The 25547-nt window shown below is 73.8% G+C and carries 23 protein-coding genes; 19 read left to right on the top strand and 4 right to left on the bottom strand.

What is annotated here, in order from left to right; genetic code table 11:
• The 7 genes from BM064_RS27675 to BM064_RS24565 all read left to right on the top strand — a co-directional run.
• A partial coding sequence (locus BM064_RS27675; RefSeq protein ID WP_177236393.1) for a hypothetical protein occupies nucleotides 1–244 on the top strand: 244 nt, incomplete at its 5' end.
• Complete coding sequence (locus BM064_RS24590) at nucleotides 241–549, top strand: hypothetical protein (protein WP_092865541.1); 309 nt, start codon at nucleotides 241–243, stop codon at nucleotides 547–549. The genes BM064_RS27675 and BM064_RS24590, both read left to right, overlap by 4 nt.
• 12 nt (nucleotides 550–561) lie before the next feature.
• Nucleotides 562–924, top strand: a complete 363-nt coding sequence (locus BM064_RS24585; protein WP_092865538.1) for a hypothetical protein — start codon at nucleotides 562–564, stop codon at nucleotides 922–924.
• A 132-nt stretch (nucleotides 925–1056) separates the two neighbouring features.
• Nucleotides 1057–1908: an N-acetylmuramidase family protein gene (locus tag BM064_RS24580; RefSeq protein WP_092865535.1), complete on the top strand. Its 852-nt coding sequence runs from the start codon at nucleotides 1057–1059 to the stop codon at nucleotides 1906–1908.
• Nucleotides 1909–1922: 14 nt separating this feature from the next.
• Complete coding sequence (locus tag BM064_RS24575; RefSeq protein WP_092865532.1) at nucleotides 1923–2297, top strand: ubiquitination-like system serine protease family protein; 375 nt, start codon at nucleotides 1923–1925, stop codon at nucleotides 2295–2297.
• Nucleotides 2298–2310: 13 nt separating this feature from the next.
• Nucleotides 2311–2772, top strand: a complete 462-nt coding sequence (locus tag BM064_RS24570; RefSeq protein WP_092865529.1) for a hypothetical protein — start codon at nucleotides 2311–2313, stop codon at nucleotides 2770–2772.
• Between the two features lie 691 nt (nucleotides 2773–3463).
• Nucleotides 3464–4321 carry a DUF305 domain-containing protein gene (locus BM064_RS24565; protein WP_092865526.1) on the top strand — a complete coding sequence of 286 codons (858 nt, stop codon included), beginning with the start codon at nucleotides 3464–3466 and terminating at the stop codon, nucleotides 4319–4321.
• A 46-nt stretch (nucleotides 4322–4367) separates the two neighbouring features.
• On the opposite strand, the gene BM064_RS24560 is transcribed toward BM064_RS24565, so the two are convergent.
• The gene (locus tag BM064_RS24560; RefSeq protein ID WP_143103444.1) at nucleotides 4368–5342 is read right to left on the bottom strand and encodes a calcium-binding protein; all 975 of its coding nucleotides are present in this window, start codon (nucleotides 5340–5342) and stop codon (nucleotides 4368–4370) included.
• Nucleotides 5343–5612: 270 nt separating this feature from the next.
• Between BM064_RS24560 and BM064_RS24555 the strand changes: the two genes are divergently transcribed.
• Nucleotides 5613–6095: a DUF411 domain-containing protein gene (locus BM064_RS24555; RefSeq protein WP_092865520.1), complete on the top strand. Its 483-nt coding sequence runs from the start codon at nucleotides 5613–5615 to the stop codon at nucleotides 6093–6095.
• A gap of 46 nt (nucleotides 6096–6141) precedes the next feature.
• On the opposite strand, the gene BM064_RS24550 is transcribed toward BM064_RS24555, so the two are convergent.
• On the bottom strand, nucleotides 6142–6930 hold the full coding sequence (locus BM064_RS24550; RefSeq protein ID WP_092865517.1) for an SDR family oxidoreductase: 789 nt from the start codon (nucleotides 6928–6930) through the stop codon (nucleotides 6142–6144).
• A 41-nt stretch (nucleotides 6931–6971) separates the two neighbouring features.
• Nucleotides 6972–8012, bottom strand: coding sequence for a hypothetical protein (locus BM064_RS24545; RefSeq protein ID WP_092865514.1), 1041 nt, complete (start codon nucleotides 8010–8012; stop codon nucleotides 6972–6974).
• A gap of 179 nt (nucleotides 8013–8191) precedes the next feature.
• Between BM064_RS24545 and BM064_RS24540 the strand changes: the two genes are divergently transcribed.
• Nucleotides 8192–9889, top strand: a complete 1698-nt coding sequence (locus BM064_RS24540) for a flavin-containing monooxygenase (RefSeq protein ID WP_092865511.1) — start codon at nucleotides 8192–8194, stop codon at nucleotides 9887–9889.
• Nucleotides 9890–9967: 78 nt separating this feature from the next.
• Here the strand turns inward: BM064_RS24540 and BM064_RS24535 are convergent, their stop codons facing one another.
• Nucleotides 9968–10954: an NADPH:quinone oxidoreductase family protein gene (locus BM064_RS24535; RefSeq protein ID WP_092865508.1), complete on the bottom strand. Its 987-nt coding sequence runs from the start codon at nucleotides 10952–10954 to the stop codon at nucleotides 9968–9970.
• 525 nt (nucleotides 10955–11479) lie between these two features.
• Between BM064_RS24535 and acs the strand changes: the two genes are divergently transcribed.
• The 10 genes from acs to BM064_RS24485 all read left to right on the top strand — a co-directional run bounded on the left by acs (nucleotide 11480) and on the right by BM064_RS24485 (nucleotide 25546).
• The gene (gene acs, locus BM064_RS24530) at nucleotides 11480–13444 is read left to right on the top strand and encodes an acetate--CoA ligase (protein WP_092865505.1); all 1965 of its coding nucleotides are present in this window, start codon (nucleotides 11480–11482) and stop codon (nucleotides 13442–13444) included.
• A 15-nt stretch (nucleotides 13445–13459) separates the two neighbouring features.
• Nucleotides 13460–14146, top strand: coding sequence for an adenylate kinase (locus tag BM064_RS24525; RefSeq protein WP_092865502.1), 687 nt, complete (start codon nucleotides 13460–13462; stop codon nucleotides 14144–14146).
• Nucleotides 14147–14228: 82 nt separating this feature from the next.
• Nucleotides 14229–14489: a DUF4212 domain-containing protein gene (locus BM064_RS24520; RefSeq protein WP_092865499.1), complete on the top strand. Its 261-nt coding sequence runs from the start codon at nucleotides 14229–14231 to the stop codon at nucleotides 14487–14489.
• A 12-nt stretch (nucleotides 14490–14501) separates the two neighbouring features.
• Entirely contained in the window at nucleotides 14502–16289 is a 1788-nt protein-coding gene (locus BM064_RS24515) for a sodium:solute symporter family protein (protein ID WP_092865496.1), read from the top strand.
• A 128-nt stretch (nucleotides 16290–16417) separates the two neighbouring features.
• Nucleotides 16418–18271 (top strand): putative nucleotidyltransferase substrate binding domain-containing protein, encoded by a 1854-nt coding sequence (locus tag BM064_RS24510; RefSeq protein WP_092865493.1) that lies wholly within the window; start codon nucleotides 16418–16420, stop codon nucleotides 18269–18271.
• 54 nt (nucleotides 18272–18325) lie between these two features.
• Entirely contained in the window at nucleotides 18326–18892 is a 567-nt protein-coding gene (locus BM064_RS24505; protein ID WP_092865490.1) for a hypothetical protein, read from the top strand.
• Nucleotides 18885–19256: a response regulator transcription factor gene (locus tag BM064_RS24500; protein ID WP_092865487.1), complete on the top strand. Its 372-nt coding sequence runs from the start codon at nucleotides 18885–18887 to the stop codon at nucleotides 19254–19256. Before BM064_RS24505 ends, BM064_RS24500 begins: the two co-directional genes overlap by 8 nt.
• A 4-nt stretch (nucleotides 19257–19260) precedes the next feature.
• Nucleotides 19261–21438 carry a 3'-5' exonuclease gene (locus BM064_RS24495; protein WP_281244905.1) on the top strand — a complete coding sequence of 726 codons (2178 nt, stop codon included), beginning with the start codon at nucleotides 19261–19263 and terminating at the stop codon, nucleotides 21436–21438.
• Nucleotides 21439–21992: 554 nt separating this feature from the next.
• Nucleotides 21993–22868 carry a glutathione-dependent disulfide-bond oxidoreductase gene (gene yghU, locus BM064_RS24490; RefSeq protein ID WP_092865484.1) on the top strand — a complete coding sequence of 292 codons (876 nt, stop codon included), beginning with the start codon at nucleotides 21993–21995 and terminating at the stop codon, nucleotides 22866–22868.
• A gap of 122 nt (nucleotides 22869–22990) precedes the next feature.
• Nucleotides 22991–25546: a sensor domain-containing protein gene (locus BM064_RS24485; RefSeq protein WP_092865481.1), complete on the top strand. Its 2556-nt coding sequence runs from the start codon at nucleotides 22991–22993 to the stop codon at nucleotides 25544–25546.
• The last annotated feature ends 1 nt before the right edge of the window (nucleotide 25547 follow it).

Here is a 25547-nt window from a genome sequence, read left to right as displayed (position 1 = left end):
CGTCGAGCACGACGCCGGCGAAACCCTGATCGGCACGCTCGCGCCGACCGGCGGCACGCCCCCCTATGAGGTCGTCGCGATCTGGCCGGCCGGGCCAGTCACAGGCTTCGACCCCGACCGCATCGTCCTGGGCGTCTGGCGCGACCGGGCCGCCCGATCAGCCGCTCCCTGGCGCGTCCGTGCCAGCAGACCCGCCGCCGCCTGGCGCACGCGGCAGACCCGACCGGAGGCCATCTGGACATGACCGACATCGTCGAGATCACCGAGGGCGAGGCCTACGCCTGGGCCGTCCCCGTCGTCGACGAGGCGGGCAGCGCCCTCGACATCAGCGCCGGCTCGCCCACCGCGTCTGCGGTGCGCCTCGGCGCCGGCGGCGACCTCGTGGCGGCCGTCGCCAGCCTCGGCGACGACTACACGATCCATGCGGCCTTCGCGCCCGGCGACCTGACCCTCGGCCTGTGGCGGGTGCAGACCTGGCTGACCCTCGCCGGCGAACCGCAGATGCTCGACGAGTTCCGGATCGAGGTCCGGGCCGGCAACCTGACCTGAGGAGGGGTGCACATGCCATCGGACGGGACCCCGGACCCGCAGATCGCGCAGGCCGTACGCGAGTGGTGGGCCGTCATCGCGACGGCCGCCGCCGCGCTGATCGGCTATGGCCGGCTGTCGCGGCGACTCGAGTCGATCGACGGGCCGACCGGCGCCCTCGTCAGGATGCAGGGCGAGATCACCGCTTTGCGGAGCGAGCTGGCGTCCGACCGGAAGGCCGGCGAGGAAAGTCGCCGGCGCGTCTGGGCCAAGCTCGACCAGATCGCGACCGATCTGCGCTCCAGCGACGAGGCCTTGCGGGACGACCTTCGCGAGGATGTCCGCGAGCTGCGCGCTGTGATCCAGGTGGCCCTCGCGTCGCGCTCTACCGACTGAGTTCCTCCGGCGAGCCCGCCGGGTGATTTCCACGGCGGGTCATGGGTTTGGGGGCGAGTTCCTCCACTCCGCCCGCCACCCCCCTCTAAACAGCAAGGGACCGCCCCGGGAAAGCCGGCGGCGGACGTCCGCATGATCCCTTCCGGCTTCCGCGGCGCCGCCCGCCGCATCTCCGGCCTCGGCCCCTACCAGGAGGCGGCCGACGAGATCGGCTGCGAGCTCGCCGCGATCCAAGCCGTCGCCGAGGTCGAGTCGCGCAACGCGGCCTTCCTGCCCTCGGGCCGTCCGCCGATCCTCTTCGAGCGGCACGTCTTCGCACGCGAGACCGGCGACCAGTTCACGGCGGGTCATCCGCGCATCTCGGGCCCGCCGGGCGGCTACGGCGCGCCAGGCGACGCCCAGTACTTGCGCCTCGAGGAGGCATACAACCTGGCTCCGATCGCGGCGCTGCGCTCCGCCAGCTGGGGCCGGTTCCAGATCATGGGCTTCAACGCGCAGGTCTGCGGCTGGCCGAGCGTCGAGGCCTTCGTCGCTGCCATGTGCGAGAGCGAGGCGCAGCAGCTCGCCGCCTTCGTAGGCTTCGTGCGAGCCAACCCGGCGGCGCTGCGGGCCCTCCAGCGGCGGGACTGGGCCGCCTTCGCCCACGCCTACAACGGGCCGAACTATCGCGTGAACCGCTATGATGAGAAGATGGCCGACGCATGGGCGCGCTTCGCGGGCTCGATCTCGGCGCCGGAGATCGACAACGGCATCGTCGGCAAGATCGACACGCCTCGCGAGGGGCAGATCACCCTCAACGAGCTAGGCTTCGACTGCGGCCCGGCCGACGGGAAGGTCGGGCCCCTGACGCTCGCCGCGCTGCAGGCCTTCGCCCAGGCCGTCGGCGACCCCCGCATCAAGACCCGCATGCAGGCCCGAACCTACGTCGCCCTCGCCGCCGCGCTGCAGGCGCAGAGGGGTTTTCCCGCGGCCGTGGACGCCTGAGAGGAGGACTGCCCATGTCGGCGTTCGGAGCGAAGATGCGCCGGTTGGAGGGAGGCCGCGTCGCATTCTGGTGTCCCGGTTGTGGCGAGGCGCACCAGGTCACCGTCGGGGCGGGCCTCGCGCGGCCGCGCTGGGACTTCAATGGCGACGGGGACCGGCCGACCTTCTCGCCGTCGATCCTGGTGCGCGGCACCCGCGACGATCTGAGCGACGAAGAGTGGGACGCCCTCCTCGAGCGGACTGCCGGCGAGCGCGAGGCGATGCTCGCCGACCGCCGCACGTCCTTCGTCTGTCATTCGTACGTGCGGGAGGGACGGATCCAGTTCCTCGGGGACTGCACGCACGCGCTCGCCGGTCAGACCGTCGAGCTCCCGGATTTCCCCGCCTGACAGGAGCATCATCATGAAGATCATCGTCATCACCGGCGCGGGCATGGCTCGCGCCGTGCTCGGCATGCTCGGCCGCACCCTCGCGGTCGCCGTCGCGCTGTGCCTCGTCGCCTTTCCGCTGCTGGCGGCGGAGGGCGGAGGCGTCGACCTCTCGCCGCTCGTGGGCGAGGTGGTCGCGGGCCTCGGCGCCGTGCTGGTGGGCCTCGCCGGCTGGGCGCTGCGCCGCTGGACCGGGATCGCCCTCTCGGCCGAGGCCCGGGCCACGCTGGACGGGGCGGCCGACCGGGCCGCTGCGCTGATCGTCCAGCGCTACGCGGGGCGCCTCACCCTCGACACGGGCAGCCCGGCGATCAACGACGGCGTCGCCTACCTGCGCGACACGGTGCCCGACGCCGTGAAGCGGCTGGGGGCCACGCCCGAGGCGCTGGAGGCGCGGGTGAAGGCGGAGCTGGCGAAGCGCCTGCCGGCGAGCTGAGCGCTTCCAGTTCCTGACGTGCCAAGGTCCGCGCTGGGGAGGCGCGGGCCTTTCGTCGTTCTGGGCGGCGAGTCGCCGGTTGCCACGACGGTCACCCTGCCGTTCCGAAAGTCGCCCTAAGTCATTGATTTCCGGTGCCGTGAACGCCTGCGGAACATCCGGAACAACCACTGAAAACGCACGATTTCAGGCCGATTTGTAATCAGGGGGTCGGGGGTTCGAGCCCCTCGACCGGCGCCGCGATTTCAGCGGCGTCAGACCTCCGCGCCGCTTGCTCCGCATGTCCGGCGCCCCGCGCGACGCGGAGGACGGACCGAGCCAGGCGACCGCCGTCGCGGGACCCTCCGTCGTCGGCCTGGCTCCCGATCCGCCCGCCTGCGCCTGGGGCGACCGGCCTCCGCTCCGACTTGAGGAGAACGCGGCTCGCCGCGCATGGCGCGAGGCGGGGCCGCGGCATGCCGCCGTCCGGTCGTCCTGCGCCGCGCCTCGGGCGGGGCCCGCGACGCGCCGGTCGTCCCGGCCGGCGCGACGATCCCGGTCCGAGCGCCGGCGCCGCGGACCTGCCGCGCCCCCGGGCCGATGCGGGACTCCGGCGCCCGCCTTCGACGGATTGCGATTCCGGACCACCTCGACAGGCAGGGGCCGCCCCGCGCGGCCCGCCCCGCAAGGACGAACGGAAAGGTGATCCGCCATGAACTACGGCAGATTCTTCGCCATGATCGCCACCTCCACCGTGGTGATGTTCGGGTTGATGTACCTCAACACCTACGCGCTGGAACATGTCTTCTGGTCCGAGACCCGCGCCTGGATGGCCCTGCTGATGGGCGCGACGATGGCGATCGTCATGCTGGCATGGATGCTGGGCATGTATCCCAGCCGCGCCGCCAACCTCGGCATCTTCGCCGGCGCGGCGGTGGTCTTCGCGGCCTCCCTGTGGCTGGTGCGCAGCCAGGCGACGGTCGATGGCGAAAGCTACATGCGCGCCATGATCCCCCACCACTCCATCGCCGTGATGACCTCCGAGCGGGCGGGGATCGAGGACGCCCGCGTGCGCAAGCTCGCCGACCAGATCATCGCCGCCCAGCGGCGCGAGATCGCCGAGATGCGCTACCTGATCGCCGCGGTCGACGCCGGCGAAGTCCGGGCCGAGCGCTACCGCGATCCCGCCCCGACCCCAGGCACGGTGGACGAGGCGCTGTCGCGGGTGAACCTCGCGGCCCTCGATCCCGCGCCGCTCAGCCGGGAGGAGGCGCGCGAGACCGGCCTCGCCCCCTCCGGCGGCTGCGCGTTCCGCACCAGCAGGCGCATCGACCCGATCCTCTGGACCGCGGACGGCGCCGGCGCGATGAAGCTCAACGGCGTGCTGGTGGCGCTGGAGGCCGGCGCCGAGGCGGGCACGACGGGCGGCGTCTGGCAGGCCGAGGGCGTCCGCATGGAGGTCGCGCCGCTGGGCGAGGAGGCCGACTGGCGCGCCGACGCCGAACTGGTCTTCCAGCTCGACCAGGGGCTGGAGGCCGGCTTCCGCGGGACCTGGACCTGCGGAACCTGAGCCGGGGACGCGCCCGCGCGAAACGGCCGCGCGGGCGCGGGTCGGATCAGACCAGCAGCGGGCCGTCGCCGAAGTCGAAGAGCTCCGCGGTCAGGTCCAGCAGGGTGAAGTCGAGGATCGTGAGCTCGCCCTCGTCGAGGCCGAGCACCACCGAGTCGCCCGCCTGCACCGCCACCGCCAGCAGGTCCAGAAGCCCCCCGATGCCGGAAGCGCCGGAGAGGTCGATGCCGTCCTCGCCGGCGTCGAAATCCTCGAACACGTCGTCGCCGCCGGTGAAGACGAAGGTGTCCGCGCCGCCGCCGCCGCGCAGCACGTCGGCGCCCGCGCCCCCGTCCAGCATGTCGGCCCCGTCGCCGCCCTCCAGCGTGTCGTCGCCGTCGCCGCCGATCAGCCGGTCGTCGCCCGCGCCGCCGAAGAGACGGTCGTTCCCCGCGGCGCCCACGAGGCGGTCGTCGCCCTCGCCCCCGACCAGCACGTCGCCGCCGCCGCCGCCGTTGAGGATGTCGTCGCCGGCGCCGCCCTCGAGCCGGTCGTCGCCGGCGCCGCCGCGCAGCCGGTCGGCCCCGCCGCCGCCGAACAGCTCGTCGTTCCCGCCGCCGCCCCGCAGCATGTCGCCGCCGCCGCCGCCGAACAGCCTGTCGGCGTCGCCGCCGCCGCGCAGGACGTCGGCCCGGGCGCCGCCGAAGAGCATGTCCGCCCCGCGGCCGCCCGAGAGCATGTCGCGTCCCCCGCCGCCGCGCAGGTCGTCGTCGCCGACGCCCCCGAACAGCGAGTCGCCGCCGAGCCCGCCGACCAGAAGGTCGTCGCCGGCGCCGCCCCTCAGCACATCCGCCTGACGCTGGCCGAAGATCTCGTCGTCGCCGCCGCCGCCGCGGATGTCGTCCGCGCCGCCGCCGCCGCGCAGCACGTCCGCGCCGCCCTTGCCGAAAACGTCGTCCGGACCGCCCCGGCCGTCGATGACGTCCGCCCGCGGGCCGCCGAACAGCGCCTCGGAACTCCTGGTTCCCATGATTCTGGTCATTGTTTCCTCCACTTCCGCGCCGTTCCCTCCCCCCAGATCGACGGCTTGCAGGAGAGCTACGGAGGACGGGCGCGTATTGTTTCAACTGAAACGAGAATTCATCGCGCCGGGATCGCTCGCGCTTCGCGGGACAGAGCGCCGCACCGCTCGCCCGATACGGCGAGGCGGCCCCATATCGCAGGCCATGCGAAGAGGAGGCTTGACCTTCCAGCAGGTGGAAGCCTTATCGATCCGCCGCCCCCCGCGCGGGGGCCCAGCGAAGGAGCCGTCATGCCCGCCGACCGTCTCTCCCGCCGCGCGCTGCTGCTCGGCGCCCTGTCGACCGCCGCCCTGCCGCTCGTCGCGCCTGGGCGCGCCTCCGCCGCGACGACGGCGATGACCGTGATGAAGGATCCGTCCTGCGGCTGCTGCGGCGCCTGGGTCGAGATCATGCAGGCCGAGGGCTTCGAGATCGCCGTCGAGGAGATGGGCAACGCCCCCCTCGTTCGCCGCAAGATCGAGCTGGGCGTGCCGCAGGAGGCCGTCTCCTGCCACACCGGCCTGATCGAGGGCTACGTCGTCGAGGGCCACGTCCCCGCCGCCGACATCCGCCGCCTGCTGGAGGAGCGGCCCGACGCCGTGGGCCTGGCCGTGCCCGGCATGCCCTGGGGCTCGCCCGGCATGGGGCCGGAGGACGAGCGCGAGGCCTACGACGTGGTCCTGATCGGGCGCGACGGCGGGCTGAGCCTGTGGAGCCGCTACGCCGCCGCCTGAGACCCGGAGCCGGGGGCCGCGGGCGCGGCCCCGCGCCGGCGCCCGTTCAGGGGTTCATCTGGCTGCCGCCGTTCACCGACAGGCGCTGGCCGGTGATGTAGCTCGCCGCATCCGAGAGCAGGAAGGCCACCGGGGCCGCCACCTCCTCGGGCTGGGCCCAGCGGGCGAGCGGGATGCGCGCGAGGTAGGTGTCGCGGAACTTTTCGCCGCGGATGGTCTCGGTCATCGGGGTCTCGACCATGCCGAAGGCGACGGTGTTGGCGCGCACGTTCCAGCGCGCGAACTCCCGCGCCGCGGCCATCGAGGTCCCGATGATCCCCGCCTTGGCGGTGGCGTAGTTCACCTGCCCGATGGTCCCCTGCACGCCCGCGTCGGACGAGATGTCGACGATCGAGCCGCCGCTCTCGTCCCCCGCCTTGAAGCGCGCGATGCAGTGGTTCCCGAAGGCCTGCAGGAACAGGAAGGCGCCGGTCAGGTGGACGTCGAGCACCAGGCGCCACTGCTCCAGCGTCATCTTGTGGATCATCGCCGGCCGGGTCAGGCCGGCCATGTTCACCAGCCCGTGCACGGCGCCGAACTTCGCGACCGCCTCGGCGACCACGCTTTCGGCGAGGTCGGGGGCGGAGACGTCGCCGATCATGCGCAGGCAGTTGGCCTCGCCCAGCTCGGCGCGGGTCTCGGCGAGCCCGTCTGCGTTCATGTCCACCGCGGCGACCTTGCCGCCCAGCTCCACCACCAGCCGCGCCACCGCGCGCCCGATGCCCTGCCCCGCGCCGGTGACGATCACGGTGCGGCCCTCGAGGCTCATGGGATTGCTCGTCGGGGGGTTGGTCATGTCTCTCTCCCTTGGCGGCCTGTCGATCGGCCTGTTGGCGCTCATGCCGGCGTCAGCGTCCAGCGAAGGCCCTCGCCCTGCGGCTCGGCCGAGACGTCGATGAAGGCGCGGTGGGAGGCGACGGCGCCCCGCCACAGCTCGATCCAGCAGGCCAGCAGATCCTCGCGCGCCTCGCCCTCGATCCCGCGGAGGATGCGCAGGCCCTCGTGGCGGATCGTGACGGTCTCGCCGTGGGCCTCGACCGCGGCCTCGTCCCCCATGCCGGCGAAGATCGCGGCGAGGAAGGCCGCGGCCTCGGCCGGGCCTGCGTCCTCGCCCCCCACCGCGGCGGCGAGGCGGGGGTATTCCTGCAGGCCGATCAGGCGGGCCGAGAGGCGGCCGAGCTCCACCGCCCGCGCCCGCCCCAGCACCGCCGCCAGCTCGCGGATCCCGTTGCGGCAGTATTCGGCGGCGTAGTTGCGCGCGGCGCGGGCGAGGCGCTCCTCGCTCCACTGTTCCGCAGGCGGCGAGGGCTGGGCGGCCGGGTCGAAGGGCGGCGGACGCTCGCCCGGGGCGAATCGCAGGCGCTCGTCCTCGGCGAGGGTCCGGTCCTCCTCGATGAAATAGCCGCAGAGGCCGAACTGACCGCTCATGTCCTCCGACACGCACACGAACCCCAGCCGCGGGTTGCCCAGCGAGACGCCGTTCTGCGCGTACCACCCCCGCAGGAACCCGCGGGAGGCCTCGATGGGGATGCCGCAGATCACCGCGCCGTCGTACATCCAGCGGGGATGGCGGAAGCGCACCCAGGCCTTTCGCGGCCCCTCCTCCATGTACTCCACCGCCACGCCGCCGACGCCGTTCGACAGCACGTGGTAGCGCGCGCAGGCCACCGCGTGGGGCAGCCCCTCCAGCCCCAGCTTGGCGAAGCTGGAGAGGAACTTGTCGTGGTGCTGGCGGCGGAACAGGCGGAACATCCACTCGCCCACCGCCTGCGGCCCCTCGCGGGTCGCGACCATCAACTGCAATCCCAGCAGCCACTGGTGATGCAGGCGCGCCTGCGCCTCGATGGCGGCCCCGGGGGCGGCCCCGCTCGCGTCCATTCCGCTCTCCTCCCGTTTTGCGGGCGAGCCTAGCGGGGGCCGGGCGCGGAGGCGAGACGAATTGCTTGCCGGTCGGCAGGTGATCTGCCCTTTGATCCGCGATATGCTCCGCCGCGAACGCCCCGCCCGCCGCGCTCTCCGCCGGCCGAGAGTCGGGACGACGAGATGGGAGGAGCGCCATGCGCATCGAGGAGGCCGCCCCCGGCGGCGAGGGCCCGGAGCGGCGCGACGCCGTGGTGGTCGGAACCGGCGTCTGCGGGATCTACCAGCTCCATCGCCTGCGGGAGATGGGGCTCGACGTCGTGGCGCTCGACGCCAACCCCGCCCCCGGCGGCACCTGGTGGATGAACCGCTACCCCGGCGCCCGCTTCGACTCGGAGAGCTATACCTACGGCTTCTCCTTCGCCAGGGAGCTGCTGGAGGAGTGGACCTGGTCCGAGCGCTTCTCCGGCCAGCCCGAGAACCTGCGTTATCTCGACTTCGTCGTGGACCGGCTCGACCTGCGCCGCCTGATGCGCTTCGACGCCCGGGTCGAAGCCGCCCGCTGGGACGACGCCCGCGGCCTGTGGCGGATCGAGATCGAAGGCGCGCGGCCCATCGAGTGCCGCTGGCTGTTCCTCGGCATCGGCGTGCTGTCGCGCCCCACCATGCCGCGGATCGAGGGCATCGGGGACTTCAAGGGCCCCTCGTTCCACACCTACCACTGGCCGCACGAGGGCGTGGATCTGGCGGGCAAGCGCGTGGGCGTGATCGGCACGGGCGCCACCGGCATCCAGGTGATCGCCGAGATCGCGGACAAGGTCGGCTCGCTGACCGTCTTCCAGCGCCGGCCGAACTGGAGCGCGCCGCTCAACAACGGCCCTATCTCCGCGGACGAGATGGCAGACATCAAGACCCGCTACGACGAGATCTTCGCGACCTGCGCCGCCTCCCCTGGCGGGTTCGAGCACATCCCCGAGCGCACCGGCTTCTGGGAGGCGACGCCCGAGCAGCGCCGCGCCCTGTGGGACCGCCTCTATGACCAGCCCGGCTTCGGCATCTGGCTGTCGAACTACAAGGAGATCTTCTTCGACGAGACGGCCAACGCCGAGTTCTCCGACTACATCGCCGAGCGCATCCGCCGCCGGGTGACCGACCCGGCCACGGCCGAGAAGCTGATCCCCAAGGACCACGGCTTCGGCTGGGCCCGCGTGCCGCTCGAGACGCGGTATTTCGAGGCCTACAACCGCGACAACGTGCGGCTGGTCGACATCTCCGAAACCCCGATCGAGCGGGTGACCGAGACCGGCATCCGCACCACGGCCGAGGACCACGAGCTCGACCTCATCGTCTACGCCACCGGCTTCGACGCCGTCACCGGCGCCTTCGACATGCTGGAGGTGGAGGGGCGCGACGGCGTGAAGCTCAATCGGAAGTGGACCCCCGACCCCTCCACCTGGCTGGGCATGATGAGCCACGGGTTCCCCAATCTCTTCACTCCCTCGGGCCCGCAAAGCAGCTCGGCCTCGGTGAACTACCCCCGCTCGATCGAGATGTGCGTGAACTTCGTCTCCACGCTGATGGAGCAGGCGCTGGCCCGCGGCGTCGAGCGGATCGAGCCGACGCAGGCCGCCGAGGACGCCTGGGTGCGCCACGTGCGCGAGATGTACGACATGCTCCTGCTGCGCAAATCCCGCAGCTGGTTCACCGGCTACAACTCCAACATCGAGGGCCGCGAGATCGGCAAGGTCCGCCACATCGTCTACAACGGCGGCGCCCCGAAATATCAGCGCATCCTGGAGCGCACCGCCGCCGAAGGCTTCCGGGACCTGATCTTCGACGGCCAGGCGCCGCGGACGCCCGAGGAGGTCTCCCCCGCCATCCCCGTGAAGGCCTGACGTCCGCCCCAGGGGCGCGCCCCGGGCCCGACCCGGGGCCTCTCGCCGCCCGCCGGCGCCGGGCGACGGCGGGCGCGGTCAATCCAGCGTCGGGTCCACCGCCAGCAGCGTCTTGGCCGACCCCGATCCGGTCAGCGCGAATTCCAGCGCCTGCGTCGCCTGCTCGAACGGGAACGCCCGGCCGACGGGCGGGACGAAGCGGTCCTGCGCCACCATCTCCAGCAGCTCGCCCAGCGCGCGCTCCGCCGCCTCCGGCTCGAAGACCGCTGAGAACTGGCGGTAGTCGACGCCGACCAGCGAGGCGCCCTTCAGCAGCGGCAGGTTCACCGGCAGGGCCGGGATCTCGCCGCTCGCGAAGCCGATCACCAGATGCCGTCCGCCCCAGCGGAGCGAGCGGAAGGCGGGCTGCATCAGCGGCCCGGTCACCGGATCGAACACCACGTCGATCCCCTCGGGCGCCAGCGCCTTGAGCCGGTCGCGCCAGCCCTCGGGCTCGCGGTCGAGGCTGAGGTCGGCGCCCGCCGCCTCGGCCGCCGCGCGCTTCCCGGGGGTCGAGGCGACCGCGATGACGCGGGCGCCCAGGGCCTTGCCCACCTGCACCGCGGCCATGCCCGTGCCCCCGGCCGCGCCGATCACCAGCAGCGTCTCGCCCGGCGCCAAGCGCGCCCGGTCGCGCAGCCCGTGCAGGGCGGTGATGTAGTTCACCCGGAAGCCCGCGGCCTGGGCGAGGCTCATCGCGCCGGGGATGCGGCGCACGTCGCCCGCCTTCGCCACCGCGCGCTCGGCGAAGCCGCCCTGCACCTTCGCCATCACCCGGTCGCCGGGGACGAAGCCCTGCACCCCCTCGCCCAGCGCCTCGACCAGGCCCGCGACCTCGCCGCCCGGCACATGGGGCAGCGGCGGCTTCACCTGGTAGCGGCCCAGCGAGACCAGCGCGTCGACGTAGCCGACCCCGCAATAGGCGACCCGCAGGCGCAGCTCGCCCGGGCCCGGCTCGGGCGCGGGGAGGTCGACCTGCCCGTAGGCGTCGATGGACTCGAGGCTGGCGGCCTGGATCGCCTTCATGCGCGTCTCTCCCTGCGAGGTGGCGGCGGGCACGATGGCGGGCGGCGCGGGCGCTGGCAAGACTTGCCGGCCGGTCGGTCGGGAACTGCCCTCCCGCCCCCCCGCGCAAGCCGCTACGTCCGCTGCGTCACCCGGCGGCCGGCGCCCTCCGGCGGCCCGCGATTCGAGCTCTCCCGCCCCCGCGCGGGTCATCTGCGGCGCCGCGCCGCGGGGTTCCTGACCGCCGGCAGGCGCGCGCCGGCGGCGGCCGCCGGGCCCCGGCGGCGCCCCGGCGCGCGCTTGCATCCGGAAACCGCTTCCACGGGCCTCGCGACGCCGTTGAAAGCGCTGGCAGAACCCGGCGCGCGCCGGTTTCTTGACATGACTGACGTTAACGTAAGAAAACTATTTACAAGCCAAGCTACTGGCAAACCTTTGGAAATCGACTTTTGGCGACATCTTTGGTAAACGCATCTTTACAAAGACGCCCGGCGCGGCCGCCATGCCCCCCCAGGATCAATCGCGTCGCCAGCGGAGGAAGGACCCATGACCGTTCAGCCCAAGACCGCCGTCGAGCCCGCCGTCCACGCGCCGCCCGCGGAGATCGCCGCGCGCGCCCATGCCGACGCCGCGCGCTATGCGCAGATGCACGCCCGCTCCGTCGCCGACCCCGAGGGGTTCTGGGGCGAGGAGGGACGACGCCTCGACTGGATGCGGCCCTACACGCGGGTGAAGAACACCTCCTTCGGACCCGGCGAGGTCTCGATCCGCTGGTTCGAGGACGGCACGCTCAACGTGGCCGCCAACTGCATCGACCGCCACCTGAAGGACCGCGCCGAACAGACCGCGATCATCTTCGAGCCCGACAGCCCCGAGGAGCCGGCGCAGCATGTCAGCTACGCCCATCTCCATGCGGAGGTCTCGCGCTTCGCCAACGTCCTGAAGGCGCTCGGCGTCGCGAAGGGCGACCGGGTGGTGATCTACCTGCCGATGATCCCGGCGGCGGCCTACGCCATGCTGGCCTGCGCGCGGATCGGCGCGATCCACTCGGTGGTCTTCGCGGGCTTCAGCCCCGACGCGCTGGCCGACCGGATCAACGACTGCGGCGCCAGGCTGGTGATCACCGCCGACCACGCCCCGCGGGGCGGGCGCACGACGGCGCTGAAATCGAACTGCGACAAGGCCCTGCGCCGCTGCTCGGACCGGGTGAAGCTCTTGATGGTCGCGCGCACCGGCGGCCAGGTGGACTGGCTCGAGGGCCGCGACCACGCCTACGAGGCGATGGCGGCGCAGGCCCCGGCCGACTGCCCGCCCGTCGAGGTGGGGGCCGAGGATCCGCTGTTCATCCTCTACACCTCCGGCTCCACCGGCAAGCCGAAGGGGGTGGTCCACACCTCGGGCGGCTACCTGCTCTACGCCGCGATCACGCACCACTACGTCTTCGACTACCGCGACGGCGACGTCTACTGGTGCACGGCGGACGTGGGCTGGGTGACGGGCCACAGCTACATCGTCTACGGCCCGCTCGCCAACGGCGCGACCACGGTGATGTTCGAGGGCGTGCCCACGTATCCCGACGCCGGCCGCTTCTGGCAGGTCTGCGAGAAGCACCGCGTCACCCAGTTCTACACCGCCCCCACCGCGATCCGCGCGCTGATGGGCAAGGGCGCCGGGCCGGTGGAGGCCTGCGACCTCTCGAGCCTGCGCATCCTCGGCTCGGTCGGAGAGCCGATCAACCCCGAGGCCTGGAACTGGTACGACGAGACCGTCGGCAAGGGGCGCTGCCCGATCGTCGACACCTGGTGGCAGACCGAGACGGGCGGCATCCTGATCGCCCCCCTGCCCGGCGCCACGGCCACCAAGCCCGGCTCGGCCACCCTGCCCTTCTTCGGCGTGCAGCCGGTGGTGCTGGACGACCAGGGCCATGAACTGGACGGCCCGGCCGAGGGCGTGCTGGCGATCAAGGACAGCTGGCCCGGCCAGATGCGCACCATCTGGCAGGACCACGAGCGCTTCGCGCAGACCTATTTCGAGATGTTCAAGGGCTACTACTTCTCGGGCGACGGCTGCCGGCGCGACGCGGACGGCTATTACTGGATCACCGGCCGCGTGGACGACGTGATCAACGTCTCGGGCCACCGGATGGGCACGGCGGAGGTCGAAAGCGCCCTCGTCGCCCATGACAAGGTCGCCGAGGCCGCCGTGGTCGGCTGCCCCCACCCGCTGAAGGGCCAGGGCATCTACTGCTACGTGACGCTGATGGACGGGGTCGAGCCCTCGGACGCCCTGCGCAAGGAGCTCGCCGACTGGGTGCGCACCGAGATCGGGCCGATCGCCAAGCCCGACGCGATCCAGTGGGCGCCCGGCCTGCCCAAGACCCGCTCCGGCAAGATCATGCGCCGCATCCTGCGCAAGATCGCCGAGAACGAGACCGACGCGCTGGGCGACACCTCCACCCTCGCGGACCCCGCGGTGGTGGAGGACCTGATCGCCAACCGCGTCGACGCCTGAGGGGGAGGAGGGAGCATGGACGGGAACCGCTTCAGCGACCGCCCCGCCGATCTGGTGCTGCTCGGCCCCCCGGGCGCGGGCAAGGGCACCCAGGCCCGCCTGCTGCAGGAGCGCTTCGGCCTCGTGCAGCTCTCGACCGGGGACCTGCTGCGCGAGGCGGTCGCGGCCGGCACGCCCGCGGGGCGCGCGGCCGGGGAGGTGATGGCCTCGGGCGGGCTGGTCTCGGACGAGATCGTCATCGCCATCCTGCGCGACCGGCTGGCCGCGCCGGACACCGCCCGCGGCGCGATCTTCGACGGCTTTCCCCGCACCGCCGTGCAGGCCGAGGCGCTGGACGCGCTGCTGGCCGACGCCGGCCGGGGGATCGTGGCCGCCATCAGCCTCGAGGTCGACGACGCCGCGATGGTCGAGCGGATCGTCGGCCGCTCCACCTGCGCCGGCTGCGGCGAGGGATATCACGACAGCTTCAAGCGCCCCGCCGAGCCGGGCGTTTGCGACCGCTGCGGCGGCACGGCGTTCAAGCGCCGCGCCGACGACGCCGCGGAGACCGTGGGCGCACGCCTGACGGCCTACCACGCGCAGACCGCGCCCCTGATCGACCACTACGCAGGCCAGGGCCTGCTGAGCCGGGTCGATGCGATGGCGCCCATCGACGAGGTGACCGCGGCCATGGCCGCCGTCGTGGAGACGGCGCTCGCCTGAGCGCGGACCTCCGGGCCGGCGCCGCAGGGAGGCGGCGCCGGCGACCCTTTCAACGGATGACATGCGACGGGAGGAAGCCCCTGTGTCCGAAGAGAAATCGAACAACGCCTACTGGTCGGCCAACATCAGGCTGATCGTCTGGAGCCTGGTGATCTGGGCCCTGGTCTCGTTCGGGTTCGGGATCCTGCTGCGGCCCCTGATCTCGGGGATCGCGGTCGGGGGCTCGGACCTGGGCTTCTGGTTCGCCCAGCAGGGCGCGATCCTGGTCTTCCTCGCGCTGATCTTCTTCTACGCGTGGCGGATGAACAGGCTCGACCGCGACCACGGCGTGGACGAGCAGTGAGGAGCTGAGATCATGGACCAGTTCACCCTCAACCTGCTGTTCGTGGGCGCGTCCTTCGCGCTCTACATCGGCATCGCCATCTGGGCCCGCGCGGGCTCGACCTCCGAGTTCTACGCCGCGGGGCGCGGCGTGCACCCGATCACCAACGGCATGGCCACCGCGGCCGACTGGATGTCGGCGGCCTCCTTCATCTCGATGGCGGGCCTGATCGCCTTCGTGGGCTACGACAACTCGACCTACCTGATGGGCTGGACCGGGGGCTACGTGCTGCTCGCGCTCCTGCTCGCGCCCTACCTGCGCAAGTTCGGCAAGTTCACCGTCTCCGAGTTCATCGGCGACCGCTTCTATTCGCAGAGCGCGCGTCTGGTGGCGGTGATCTGCCTGATCATCGCGTCGGTGACCTACGTCATCGGGCAGATGACCGGCGTGGGCGTGGCCTTCGGCCGGTTCCTCGAGGTGGACAACACCACCGGCCTTCTGATCGGCGCGGTGATCGTCTTCGCCTACGCGGTCTTCGGCGGCATGAAGGGCGTCACCTACACCCAGGTCGCCCAGTACGTGGTGCTGATCCTCGCCTACACGATCCCGGCGATCTTCATCTCGCTGCAGCTGACCGGCAACCCGATCCCGGGCCTCGGCCTGTTCGGGGAGCATCAGGCCTCGGGCGAGCCGCTGCTCCAGCGCCTCGACCAGATGGTGAGGGAGCTCGGCTTCGCCGAATACACCACCCACCACGGCGACACCTTCAACATGGTGCTGTTCACCCTGTCGCTGATGATCGGCACGGCGGGCCTGCCCCACGTGATCATGCGCTTCTTCACCGTGCCCCGCGTGTCGGACGCGCGCTGGTCGGCGGGCTGGGCGCTGGTGTTCATCGCGCTGCTCTACACCACCGCCCCCGCGGTCGGCGCGATGGCGCGGCTGAACATCACCGAGCAGTTCTGGCCGGAGGGCGTCGCCGGCGAGGCGGTGTCGGTCGAGACCATCGAGACCTCGCCCGACTACAACTGGATGCTCACCTGGCGTCAGACCGGCCTGCTGGGCTGGGAGGACAAGAACGGCGACGGCCGCATCCAGTACTACAACGAGAAGTCGGCCGACATGCAGACCGTCGCCTCCGAGCGCGGCTGGCAGGGCAACGAGCTGACCAACTTCAACCAGGACATCCTGGTGCTGGCGAACCCCGAGATCGCCAACCTGCCGGGCTGGGTCATCGGCCTGGTGGCGGCGGGCGGGCTCGCGGCCGCGCTCTCGACGGCGGCGGGCCTGCTGCTGGCGATCAGCTCGGCGGTGAGCCACGACCTGATCAAGGGCTCGATCAACCCCGGCATTTCGGAGAAGGGGGAGCTGCTGTCGGCGCGCATCGCGATGGCGGTGGCGATCGGGGTGGCGACCTACCTTGGGCTGAACCCGCCGGGCTTCGCGGCGCAGACCGTGGCGCTGGCCTTCGGGCTGGCGGCGGCCACCATCTTCCCCGCGCTGATGATGGGAATCTTCTCCAAGAAGATCAACAATCACGGGGCCGTGGCGGGGATGCTGGCCGGGCTGGTGGTGACGCTGGTCTACATCTTCCTGCACAAGGGCTGGTTCTTCATCCCCGACACCAACAGCTTCACCGACGCGGACCCCCTGCTGGGCACGATCAAGTCGACCTCGTTCGGCGCGGTCGGGGCGCTGGTGAACTTCGCCGTCGCCTACCTGGTCGCCGGGATGACCAAGGAGACCCCGCGCGAGATCCAGGAGCTGGTCGAAAGCGTGCGCATCCCGCGCGGCGCCGGCTCGGCCCAGGCCGGCCACTGAGACCGATCCCCTGAAGCCGTCCGGGGGCGCGCCCGCCGCGCCCCCGGACACCCCCCAGGAATTTCCCGCGTCCGCCCCCCCGCGCGCCTGCCGCGCGCCCCCGGACGCCCCGCAGCGGCGAGGCCGTGATGGACGACGACGCGATCCCCGGACCGGAGGCCCCCCAGGGCCGGCTCGTCGACCGGCTGGCGCGCTACGCCCCCTTCGACCTGCTGCCCCCCGACCGCCACGCCGAGCTCGACCACGAGCTGATCCGGCTCGACGTCGCCCCCGGCGGGACGATCTTCGAGCAGGGCGAAGTCCTGCGCGGCCTCTACGTGATCCTCTCCGGCGTGGTCGAGGTGCGCACCGCCGAAGGCGAGGCGATCTCGCGCCGCGGCGAGGGCGAGGCGATGGGCGAGCGCGGCCTGCTGCGCGACGGCCGCGCCATGCTGGGCGCCCATGCCGAGACCGCGGTCGAGCTGCTGCTGCTCCCCGCCCCGCTGTTCCGCCGCCTGGTCGACGCCGAGCCCGGCTTCGCCCGCTGGTTCGGCCGCGCGGTCCCGGTGGAGCCGGGCGAGGACTCGGGCCCCTACGCCGCCGGCCTCACCGCGTTGCAGGTCTCCGCCCTGATGTCGCGCGCGCCGGTGACCGCACCCCCGGGCACGCCGGTGGCCGAGATCGCGCGGCGGATGCGCGACGCCTCGGTCTCCTCCGTGCTGGTGACGCAGGGGGAGGCGCTGGCGGGCATCGTCACCGTCCACGACCTGACCCGCAAGGTGCTGGCCGAGGACCTGACCGGCGCCGTCGCGGTCGAGCGGGTGATGACGCCCGCGCCCCTGACCATCGACCCCGAGGCCACCGGCCTCGACGCGATGATCGCCATGGCCGGGCGGGACATCAACCACCTGCCCGTGGTCGACCGGCGCGGCCGGCTGATCGGCATGATCGGGCGCACCGACCTGTTCCGCCGCCAGGCCGCCACCGCCTCGTCGATGGCGGGCGAGCTGGTCTCGGCCCCCGACCCCGCCGCGATGGAGGCGGTGTTCGCGCGCCTGCCCGAACTGCTCGGCGTGCTGGTCGCGGCCAATGCGCGGCCCGCCGCGATCTGCCGGCGGGTCACCGACCTCGCCGACGCCGCCACCCGGCGGCTGCTGCAGCTCGCCGAGGCGAAGCTGGGCCCGCCGCCCGTCCCCTACCTCTGGGCCGCCTGCGGCAGCCAGGGGCGGCGCGAGCAGACCGGCGTCTCGGACCAGGACAACTGCCTGATCCTCGACGACGCCGCGACGCCCGACCACGACGCCTATTTCCAGGCGCTGGCGCGCTTCGTCTCCGACGGGCTGAACCGGGCGGGGTTCTACTACTGCCCCGGCGAGATGATGGCCACCAACCCGCGCTGGCGGCAGCCGCGCCGGATCTGGCAGGGCTATTTCGCCGGCTGGATCGCCCAGCCCGACGACATGGCCCAGATGCTCGCCTCGGTGATGTTCGACCTGCGCCCGATCGCGGGGCGGATGTCGCTCTTCGACGACCTGCATTCGCAGACGCTGGCGATGGCGCGCGGCAACTCGATCTTCCTGCGCCACATGATCGGCAACGCGCTCAAGCACGCGCCGCCGCTGACGCTGTTCCGGGGGCTGTCGACCATCCGCTCGGGCGCCCATCGCAACACGCTCGATCTCAAGATCGCGGGCGTGGTGCCGGTGGTCGACCTCGCGCGCATCTACGCGCTCCGCGGCGGGATCGAGGCCGCCAACACCCGCGAGCGGATCGTCGCCGCGCGGGATCTCGGCGTGATATCCCGGACCGGCGCCCATGACCTGCTGGACGCCTACGACCTGATCGCCGAGACGCGGCTGCGCCACCAGGCGGCGCAGATCGCCCGCGGGGCCGCGCCGGACAACTACCTCGCGCCCGAGGCCCTGTCGGACCTCGAGCGCAGCCACCTGCGCGACGCGTTCCTGGTGGTGAAGACCATGCAGTCCGCCCTGGGCCAGGGCTGACCGCGCCGCGCCGGCCCCGGGGCCGGCGGGCGAAGCGGACGGGAGGCCGCGCCGATGTTTCTGGAACTGATCGCGACGATCGTGGCGGGGGTGGGCGCGGCGGGCGTCGTCCTGCTGCTGGGCCGGCTCATGGGCGGCCGCCTGCCCCGCTGGGGCGCGCCGGTCGCGGCGGGCCTGGCGATGCTCGCCGCCACCATCTGGTCGGAATACGACTGGGAGGCGCGCACCGTCGCCGGCCTGCCCGAGGGCATGACGGTGATCGAGACGGTCGAGGAGACCGCCCTCCACCGCCCCTGGACCTACCTGGCGCCCCTGACCACCCGCCTCGCCGCGCTGGACGTGGCCGGGATCCAGACCAATCCCGAGGCGCCCGGGGTGAAGCTGGCCGAGGTCTGGTTCTTCGGCCGCTGGCGCCCCGTCGACCGCGCCGCGGTGATGATCCGCTGCGCCCCCGCCGCCCAGGCCCGGGTCAGCGACGCGGCGCTCGCCGACGTCTCGGCGGCCGAGTGGCGCCCGATGCCCGCCGACGACCCGCTGGTGGCGGCGGCCTGCGCCGAGGCGCCCGCCGCCCCGGGCCCGCAGGGCGAGGCGGGCGCGGACGGGAGCGCCTCCGATGCCTGACAAGTCCGTGCTGCTGGTCGAGGACGAGGACAACATCGCCCTCGCCCTGAAGTTCCTGATCGGCCGGGAGGGGTTCGGCCTGAGACGCGTCGCCTCCGGCACGGCGGCGCTGGCCGCGCTGGAGACGGAGCGGCCGGACCTGGTGGTGCTCGACGTGATGCTGCCCGGCCATTCCGGCTACGAGGTCTGCCAGCGCATCCGCGACGACGCCCGGCTGAGCGGGGTGAAGGTGCTGATGATGACCGCCGGCGGCGGCGAGGTGGAGCGGCGCAAGGCCTGCGCGCTGGGCGCCGACGCCTTCCTGCAGAAGCCCTTCGACACCCGCGAGCTGACCGCCACGATCCGCTCGCTGCTGGCGGACTGAGCCGGTGCCCGGCCCCGCCGCCCCGCGGCCCGAACCGGAGGCCCCGTCCTCGCCGGGCTCCGGCGAGCCGCCCGACCCTTCCGCCCCGGCCCCCGCCGCCTCGCCACCGCCTGAGGCGGCGCCCGGAACGCGGCCGGAAGCGGACCCGGCGGCCGGCCTCTCCGCCCGCCTGGGCCTGCGGCTGCGCATCGCGCTGTTCTTCGCGGCCCTCGCGCTCGGGGGCTGGGGCGCGATCGCCGCGGCGCTGTGGTTCGGCCACGCCCATGCCGGCGGGCCGGCGGCGGGCTACCTGGCCGCGGGGCTCGCGGCGGGCTTCGCGCTGGCCGGGCTCTGCGCCTGGGCGGCGGTGCTCTTCGACGAGAACGTGGCCCGCCCGATCCTGGGCCTCGCCGCCGACCTGCACGCCCGCGCCCAGTCGGACGTCGCCGCCGAGATCGACGCCGCCCCCGCCCGCCACCTCGGCGCGCTCGCCCCCGCGGCCCGGGCGATCCACGCGGCGCTGGAGGACGCCCGCCGCAGCCAGGAGCGGGCGGTGGCCGAGCGCACCGCGCGCATGGCCCGCGACCAGGCCCTGCTGGGCGGGGTGGTGCGCGATCTCGCCGAGGCGGTGGTCGCGGTCTCTCCCGACGGGCGGATCCTGCTCTACAACCCCGCCGCGGCGGCGCTGCTGGGGCCGCTGGGGCTGGGCCGGCCGCTGGCGCGCTTCCTCGACCCCGCGCCGCTGGAGGCCGCGGCCGCGCGCGCCGACCGCCGCCGCGCCCGGGGCGACGCGGGGGCGGAGAGCTTCCTCACCGCCTCCGCCGGCGAGGACGGCGGCGTCCGGGTTCTGGCCGGCGCCGTTTCGGTGGTGACCGCCGAGGCCGGGCCGGTGGGCCGGGTGCTCCTGTTCCGCGACGCCGCCGGCGACCTGCGCGCCCGGGGCGCGCTGGAGAGCCTGCTGCGCGAGACGCTGGAGGCGATGCGCCGCCCGGCCGCGGCGCTGGTCGCCGCGCTGGACGCGCTCGCCTCCGAGCCGGAACCCGACCCCGCCGAGCGCGCCGCCTTCGCGGCCGCGATGCGCGCGGAGGTCGCCCGCCTCTCCGCCGCCATCGAGCGCGCCGCCGAGGGCCGCGCCCGCGTCGGCGACGGCCGCTGGCCGGTGCAGGAGGTGGCGGCCCAGGACCTTCTCGATGCGGCGGCGGCGCGCGCGGAGGGGGCGCTCGCCACGCCCCGCAGTCCCGCCCGCCTGCGCTGCGACGGCTACGCGGTCGCCGAGATCCTCGCCCGCGCCCTGCGCGCGCTGCGCGAGGATCCGGCCCGCTCGTCCCTGGCGCTCGCCGCCGAGCCGGAGGGCGAGCGCGTGCGCCTCGTGCTCTCCTGGACCGGCCCCGCCCTGTCGCAGGGCGTGGTGGAGGGCTGGATGGAGGCGCCGGTCGCCCCGGCCTACGGCGCCTGGACGGTGCGCGACGCGCTCGACCGGCACGGGGCGGACCTGTGGGTGGAGGGGGGGCGGCGCCTGGTGCTGCCCCTGCCCGCCGCCGGCGCCCCCGCCGCAGCCCGCCCCGAGGGGGCGGCCGAGGTCTACGACTTCGACCTGCCCCGGCCGGGGGGCGCGGAGGCGGAGCGCCTGCTTTCGGAGCTCGCCTACGTGGTCTTCGACACCGAGACCACGGGCCTCGACCCCGCCGCGGACGCGGTGGTGCAGATCGCGGGGCTGCGCATCGTGGGCGGGCGGGTGCTGCGGGGCGAGCGGTTCGAGGCGCTGGCGAACCCCGGCCGCCCGATCCCGGCCGCCGCCTCGCGCGTGCACGGGGTGACGGACGCGATGGTCGCCGGGGCCCCGCCCTTCGCCGAGGTCGCCGCCCGCTTCCGCGCCTTCTGCGAGGGGGCGGCGCTGGTCGCCCACAACGCGCCCTTCGACATGGCCTTCCTGCGCCGGCTGGAGGCCGGGGGCGGCCCGCGCTTCGACAACCCGGTGCTGTGCACCGCCCGCCTCTCGCGCCGGCTGCACGCCCATACCTCGGCCCACACGCTCGACGCGCTGGCCGCGCGGCTGGGGGTGGAGATCCCGCCGGAGCGACGCCACACCGCCGCCGGCGACGCCGAGGCGACGGCGGAGGCGTTCCGCCGGATGATCCCCCTGCTCGCCGCCCGCGGGGTGCGCACCCTGGGCGAGGCGCTGAGCCTGCAGGGGCCGGTCTGAGCGGACCGCGCCCCCGCCCCGCTCCGCGCGCGACCCGGCGCCGTCCGCCCCGATCGCCGCCGCCGGAGGCGCCACAGCAGGCGTGCCGCGAGGCCCGGCGCCCGGCCCGCGGCGCGCGGCGGGCGGCGACGCCCGGCCGCTCCGCCTCCCCGGGCGGCCCTCGCCCCGGGCGACCCCGCCTGGCGCGCGCCGCGGGCGGCGCAGCCCCCCGCGCGCGACGCCCGACGCGGCGCCTCCGCGGCCTGCGGCCGGGCGGCGCCTCCGGCGAGGCGGGACGCCCGGAGCGGAGGGCGCCGGCGCCTTGGCCGGGGCCGCGCGCGCCTTGGCCCGGCCGCCTGCCGCCGGCAGGCGCCGAACGGTGGACAATGGCGCGCGGCTGGGCGAGGTCTTGGGCGTCTCGACCCCAGGCGGGCCGAGGCGAGACGCTTCGCGCCGGCGCCTGCCGGCGACGCCCCCAAGCCGGCGGCTGCCGGCGACTTGCCCTGCGCCGGCGCCTGCCGGCGACGCCCCCCGCGCGCAGGCCCCGCCTCGCGCCCCGCACCGAGAGACGCGACATGCCTCAAGACTACACGCCCCCCAAGGTCTGGACCTGGAACAAGGAGAGCGGCGGCCGGTTCGCCTCGATCAACCGCCCCATCGCCGGCGCGACCCACGAGAAGGACCTGCCGGTCGGCGAGCACCCGTTCCAGCTCTATTCGCTGGCCACGCCCAACGGCGTGAAGGTCACCGTGATGTTCGAGGAGCTGCTCGAGGCCGGCCACGCCGGCGCCGAATACGACGCCTGGCCGATCCGCATCGGGGACGGCGACCAGTTCTCCTCGGGGTTCGTGGCGATCAACCCCAATTCCAAGATCCCGGCCCTGCTCGACCGCTCGGGCCCCAAGCCGGTGCGGGTGTTCGAATCCGCCGCGATCCTCGTCCACCTGGCCGAGAAGTTCGACGCCTTCATCGCGAAGGATCCCGCCGCGCGCGCCGAGATGTTCTCGTGGCTGTTCTGGCAGATGGGCTCGGCCCCCTACCTCGGCGGCGGCTTCGGGCACTTCTACGCCTACGCGCCCGAGAAATGGGAATACCCCATCGACCGCTTCGCCATGGAGGTGAAGCGCCAGCTCGACGTGCTCGACCGCCGGCTGGCCGAGAGCGAGTTCATCGCCGGCCCCGACTACACCATCGCCGACATGGCGATCTGGCCCTGGTACGGCCAGCTCCAGCAGGGCAAGCTCTACGAGGCGGGCGAGTTCCTCGACGTCGCCTCCTACAGGAACGTCGCCCGCTGGACCGAGGCGATCGACGCCCGCCCCGCGGTGAAGCGCGGCAAGAAGGTCAACCGCCTGACCGGCCACCCCGCCGGCCAGCTCCACGAGCGTCACGACGCCTCGGACTTCGAGCTGCGCACCCAGGACAAGATCGGCGAGCCCGAGAAGGGCTGACCGGGAGCCCTGCGGCCGCGCCGCGCGCCGCCCCCGCGGGGCGGCGCGCGGCGCCCCGTTAAGCCGATCCTCACGAAGCCCGGCTAGGTCCCCCGGGGGATCGGTCGACGAGGGTCGCGCGCATGGAGGATTTCGCCAGCCTGTCCGGCGCCCTGCTGGGCGTCGCCGGCGAGGCCGCGGCCCTGACCGGGCCGGAGGGCGCGATCCTCGCGCTCACCCCCGCCTTCGCCCGCCGCTTCGGCCGCGACGACGCCTGGCGCCCCGGGCCGGACGCCCGGCTCGACGGGCTGGCGACGCCCCCGCTCGCCGAGGCGCTGCGAAGGGCCGCCGACCGCGCGCTGGCCGAGCCGGGGCGCGAGCTGCGGGTGGAGGGGGAGCTGCTGCATCTCGCCTCCGGCCGCGCCGCCAGCGCCTGGCGGGTCTCGGCGCTCGTCGCGGGCGGACGGGCGGTGGGCGTGCTCCACCGCCTCGAGCCGACGGTCCGGCCCGTCCCCGCCCCGGCCAGGCCCCTGCGCCGGCGCGACGCCGACCGGCTGCGCATGCTCGAGACGCTGACCGCCCACGCGCCGGTGGCGCTGTTCGAATACCGCGTCGGCCCGGACGGCCAGATCACCCTGCCCTTCGTGAACCCCGTCGCCCTCGACCTGTTCGGCGTCCCGGCCGAGGGGCTGGAGCGCGACGGCCGCAAGCTCTTCGCCCATATCCCGCCCGAGGACGTGGCCGAGATCGCGGCGGTCACCGAACGCACCAGCCGCAGCCTGCGCAGCGGCTCGGTGCGCTACCGCATCGACCACCCCGTCAAGGGCCTGCGCCACGTGATCGGCGAGGGGGCGCCGATGCGCCTGCCCGGCGGCGGGGTCACCTACCGCTGCATCGCCCTCGACATCACCGACCGCCACGAGGCCGAGCGCCATGCCGAGCGGATGGACGCCGAGCTGGTGCGCATCCTCGAGCGTCTGTCGCGGGTGGCGGAGGTGGCGCCGGTCGGCCTCTACGAGTTCCGCGAGGCGCCGGACGGGAGCTGGAGCTTCCCCTACCTCAGCCCGCGGATGCGCGACCTCGTCGGCCTCGACCCCGAGGGGGAGGAGGGCGAGCCGGTGCGCGACGTGTTCCGCAACGTGCTGCCCGAGGACGTGCGCGGCATCCTCGAGAGCATCCGGCGCAGCAGCGCCGCCGGCCAGCGCTGGACCCGGCGGATGCGGATCGTCCATCCCGAGCGGGGTCTGGTCTGGCTGCGCGGCGACTCCCTGCCCGAACGCCAGCCCGACGGCGCGGTGCTGTGGACCGGCGCGCTCTACGACGTGACCGAGGACGTGCGCCGCGAGGCGGAGCTGGCCGAGGCCCACGCCCGCGCCGACGCCATGCGCGCCGAGAACGAGCGCCAGGCCCTGCAGGACGGGCTGACCGGCCTGCCCAACCGCCGCGCCTACGACCGCCTGTTCGCCGATCGGGTCTTCGCCGCCCGCGCCGGGACCGGGCCCGAGGACGCGGCGCTGGTGCGCCTCGACCTCGACCACTTCAAGCACGTCAACGACACCCTGGGCCACGAGGCCGGCGACCTGGTCCTGCAGCGCGTCGCCCAGGTGCTGCGCGAGACGCTGCGCCCCGGCGACTTCACCGCGCGCATCGGGGGGGACGAGTTCTCGATCCTGCTCGCCCCCGGCGCCGACCCCGCCGCGGCCGAGACGATCGTCGCGCGCATCCAGCAGGGGCTCGCCGCGCCGTTCCAGCACCACGGTCGGCCCTGCCGCGTGGGGGCGAGCTTCGGGCTCGCCCATACCGGCGAGCTGGGCGTGGTGGGGACCGAGCTGCAGGTCTTCGCCGACGCGGCGCTCTACCGCGCCAAGGAGAGCGGGCGCAGCCGGCTGGAGCTGTTCACGCCCGAGCTGCACCGCGGCATCCTCGCCGACCGGCGCCTGGCCGTGCAGATCCAGGACGCGCTGGAGCGCGACGCGTTCGTCCCCTACTTCCAGCCCCAGGTGCGCGCCCGCGACCGCGGCCTGCACGGGGCGGAGGTGCTGCTGCGCTGGCCCCACCCCAGCCTCGGCCTGCTGAGCCCGCCCGAGTTCCTGCGGGTGGCCGAACAGCTCCGCGTGGTCCCGCGCATCGACCGCCGCCTGATGGAGCGGGTGCGCGAAGTGCTGGCGCGCTGGACCGCGCAGGGCTTCGTCGCCCCGCGCCTGAGCTTCAACATGAGCGCGGGGCGCATCCGCGACCCCGACGTGGTCGAGACCTCGCGCCTGCTCTCCGCCGGCCCCACGCGCATCGCCATGGAGCTGCTGGAATCCACGCTGATCGAGGAGGAAGGGGACCTGTTCCGCTTCAACCTGGACCGCATCCGCGAGGCGGGGATCGACATCGAGATCGACGACTTCGGCTCCGGCCACGCCTCGATCGTGGGGCTGACGCAGGTGGCGCCGGACGTGCTGAAGATCGACCGCCGGCTGGTGGCGCCGGTGGCCGAGGATCCGCGCTCGCGCAACCTAATCCGCGCGATCCTCGAGATCGCGCAGACGCTCGGCATCTCGACCGTGGCCGAGGGGGTGGAGACCGAGGCCCAGGCCCGGGCGCTGGCCGAGCTCGGCTGCGACGTGCTCCAGGGCTACCACTTCGGCGCGCCGATGGACGAGGACGCCTTCCTCGCCTTCGCCCGCGCCTGGATCGCCCGGGTCGCCTGAC

The organism is Albimonas pacifica, assembly GCF_900113695.1.
GTDB lineage: Bacteria > Pseudomonadota > Alphaproteobacteria > Rhodobacterales > Rhodobacteraceae > Albimonas > Albimonas pacifica.
This window is presented reverse-complemented; position numbering and strand designations above follow the sequence as displayed.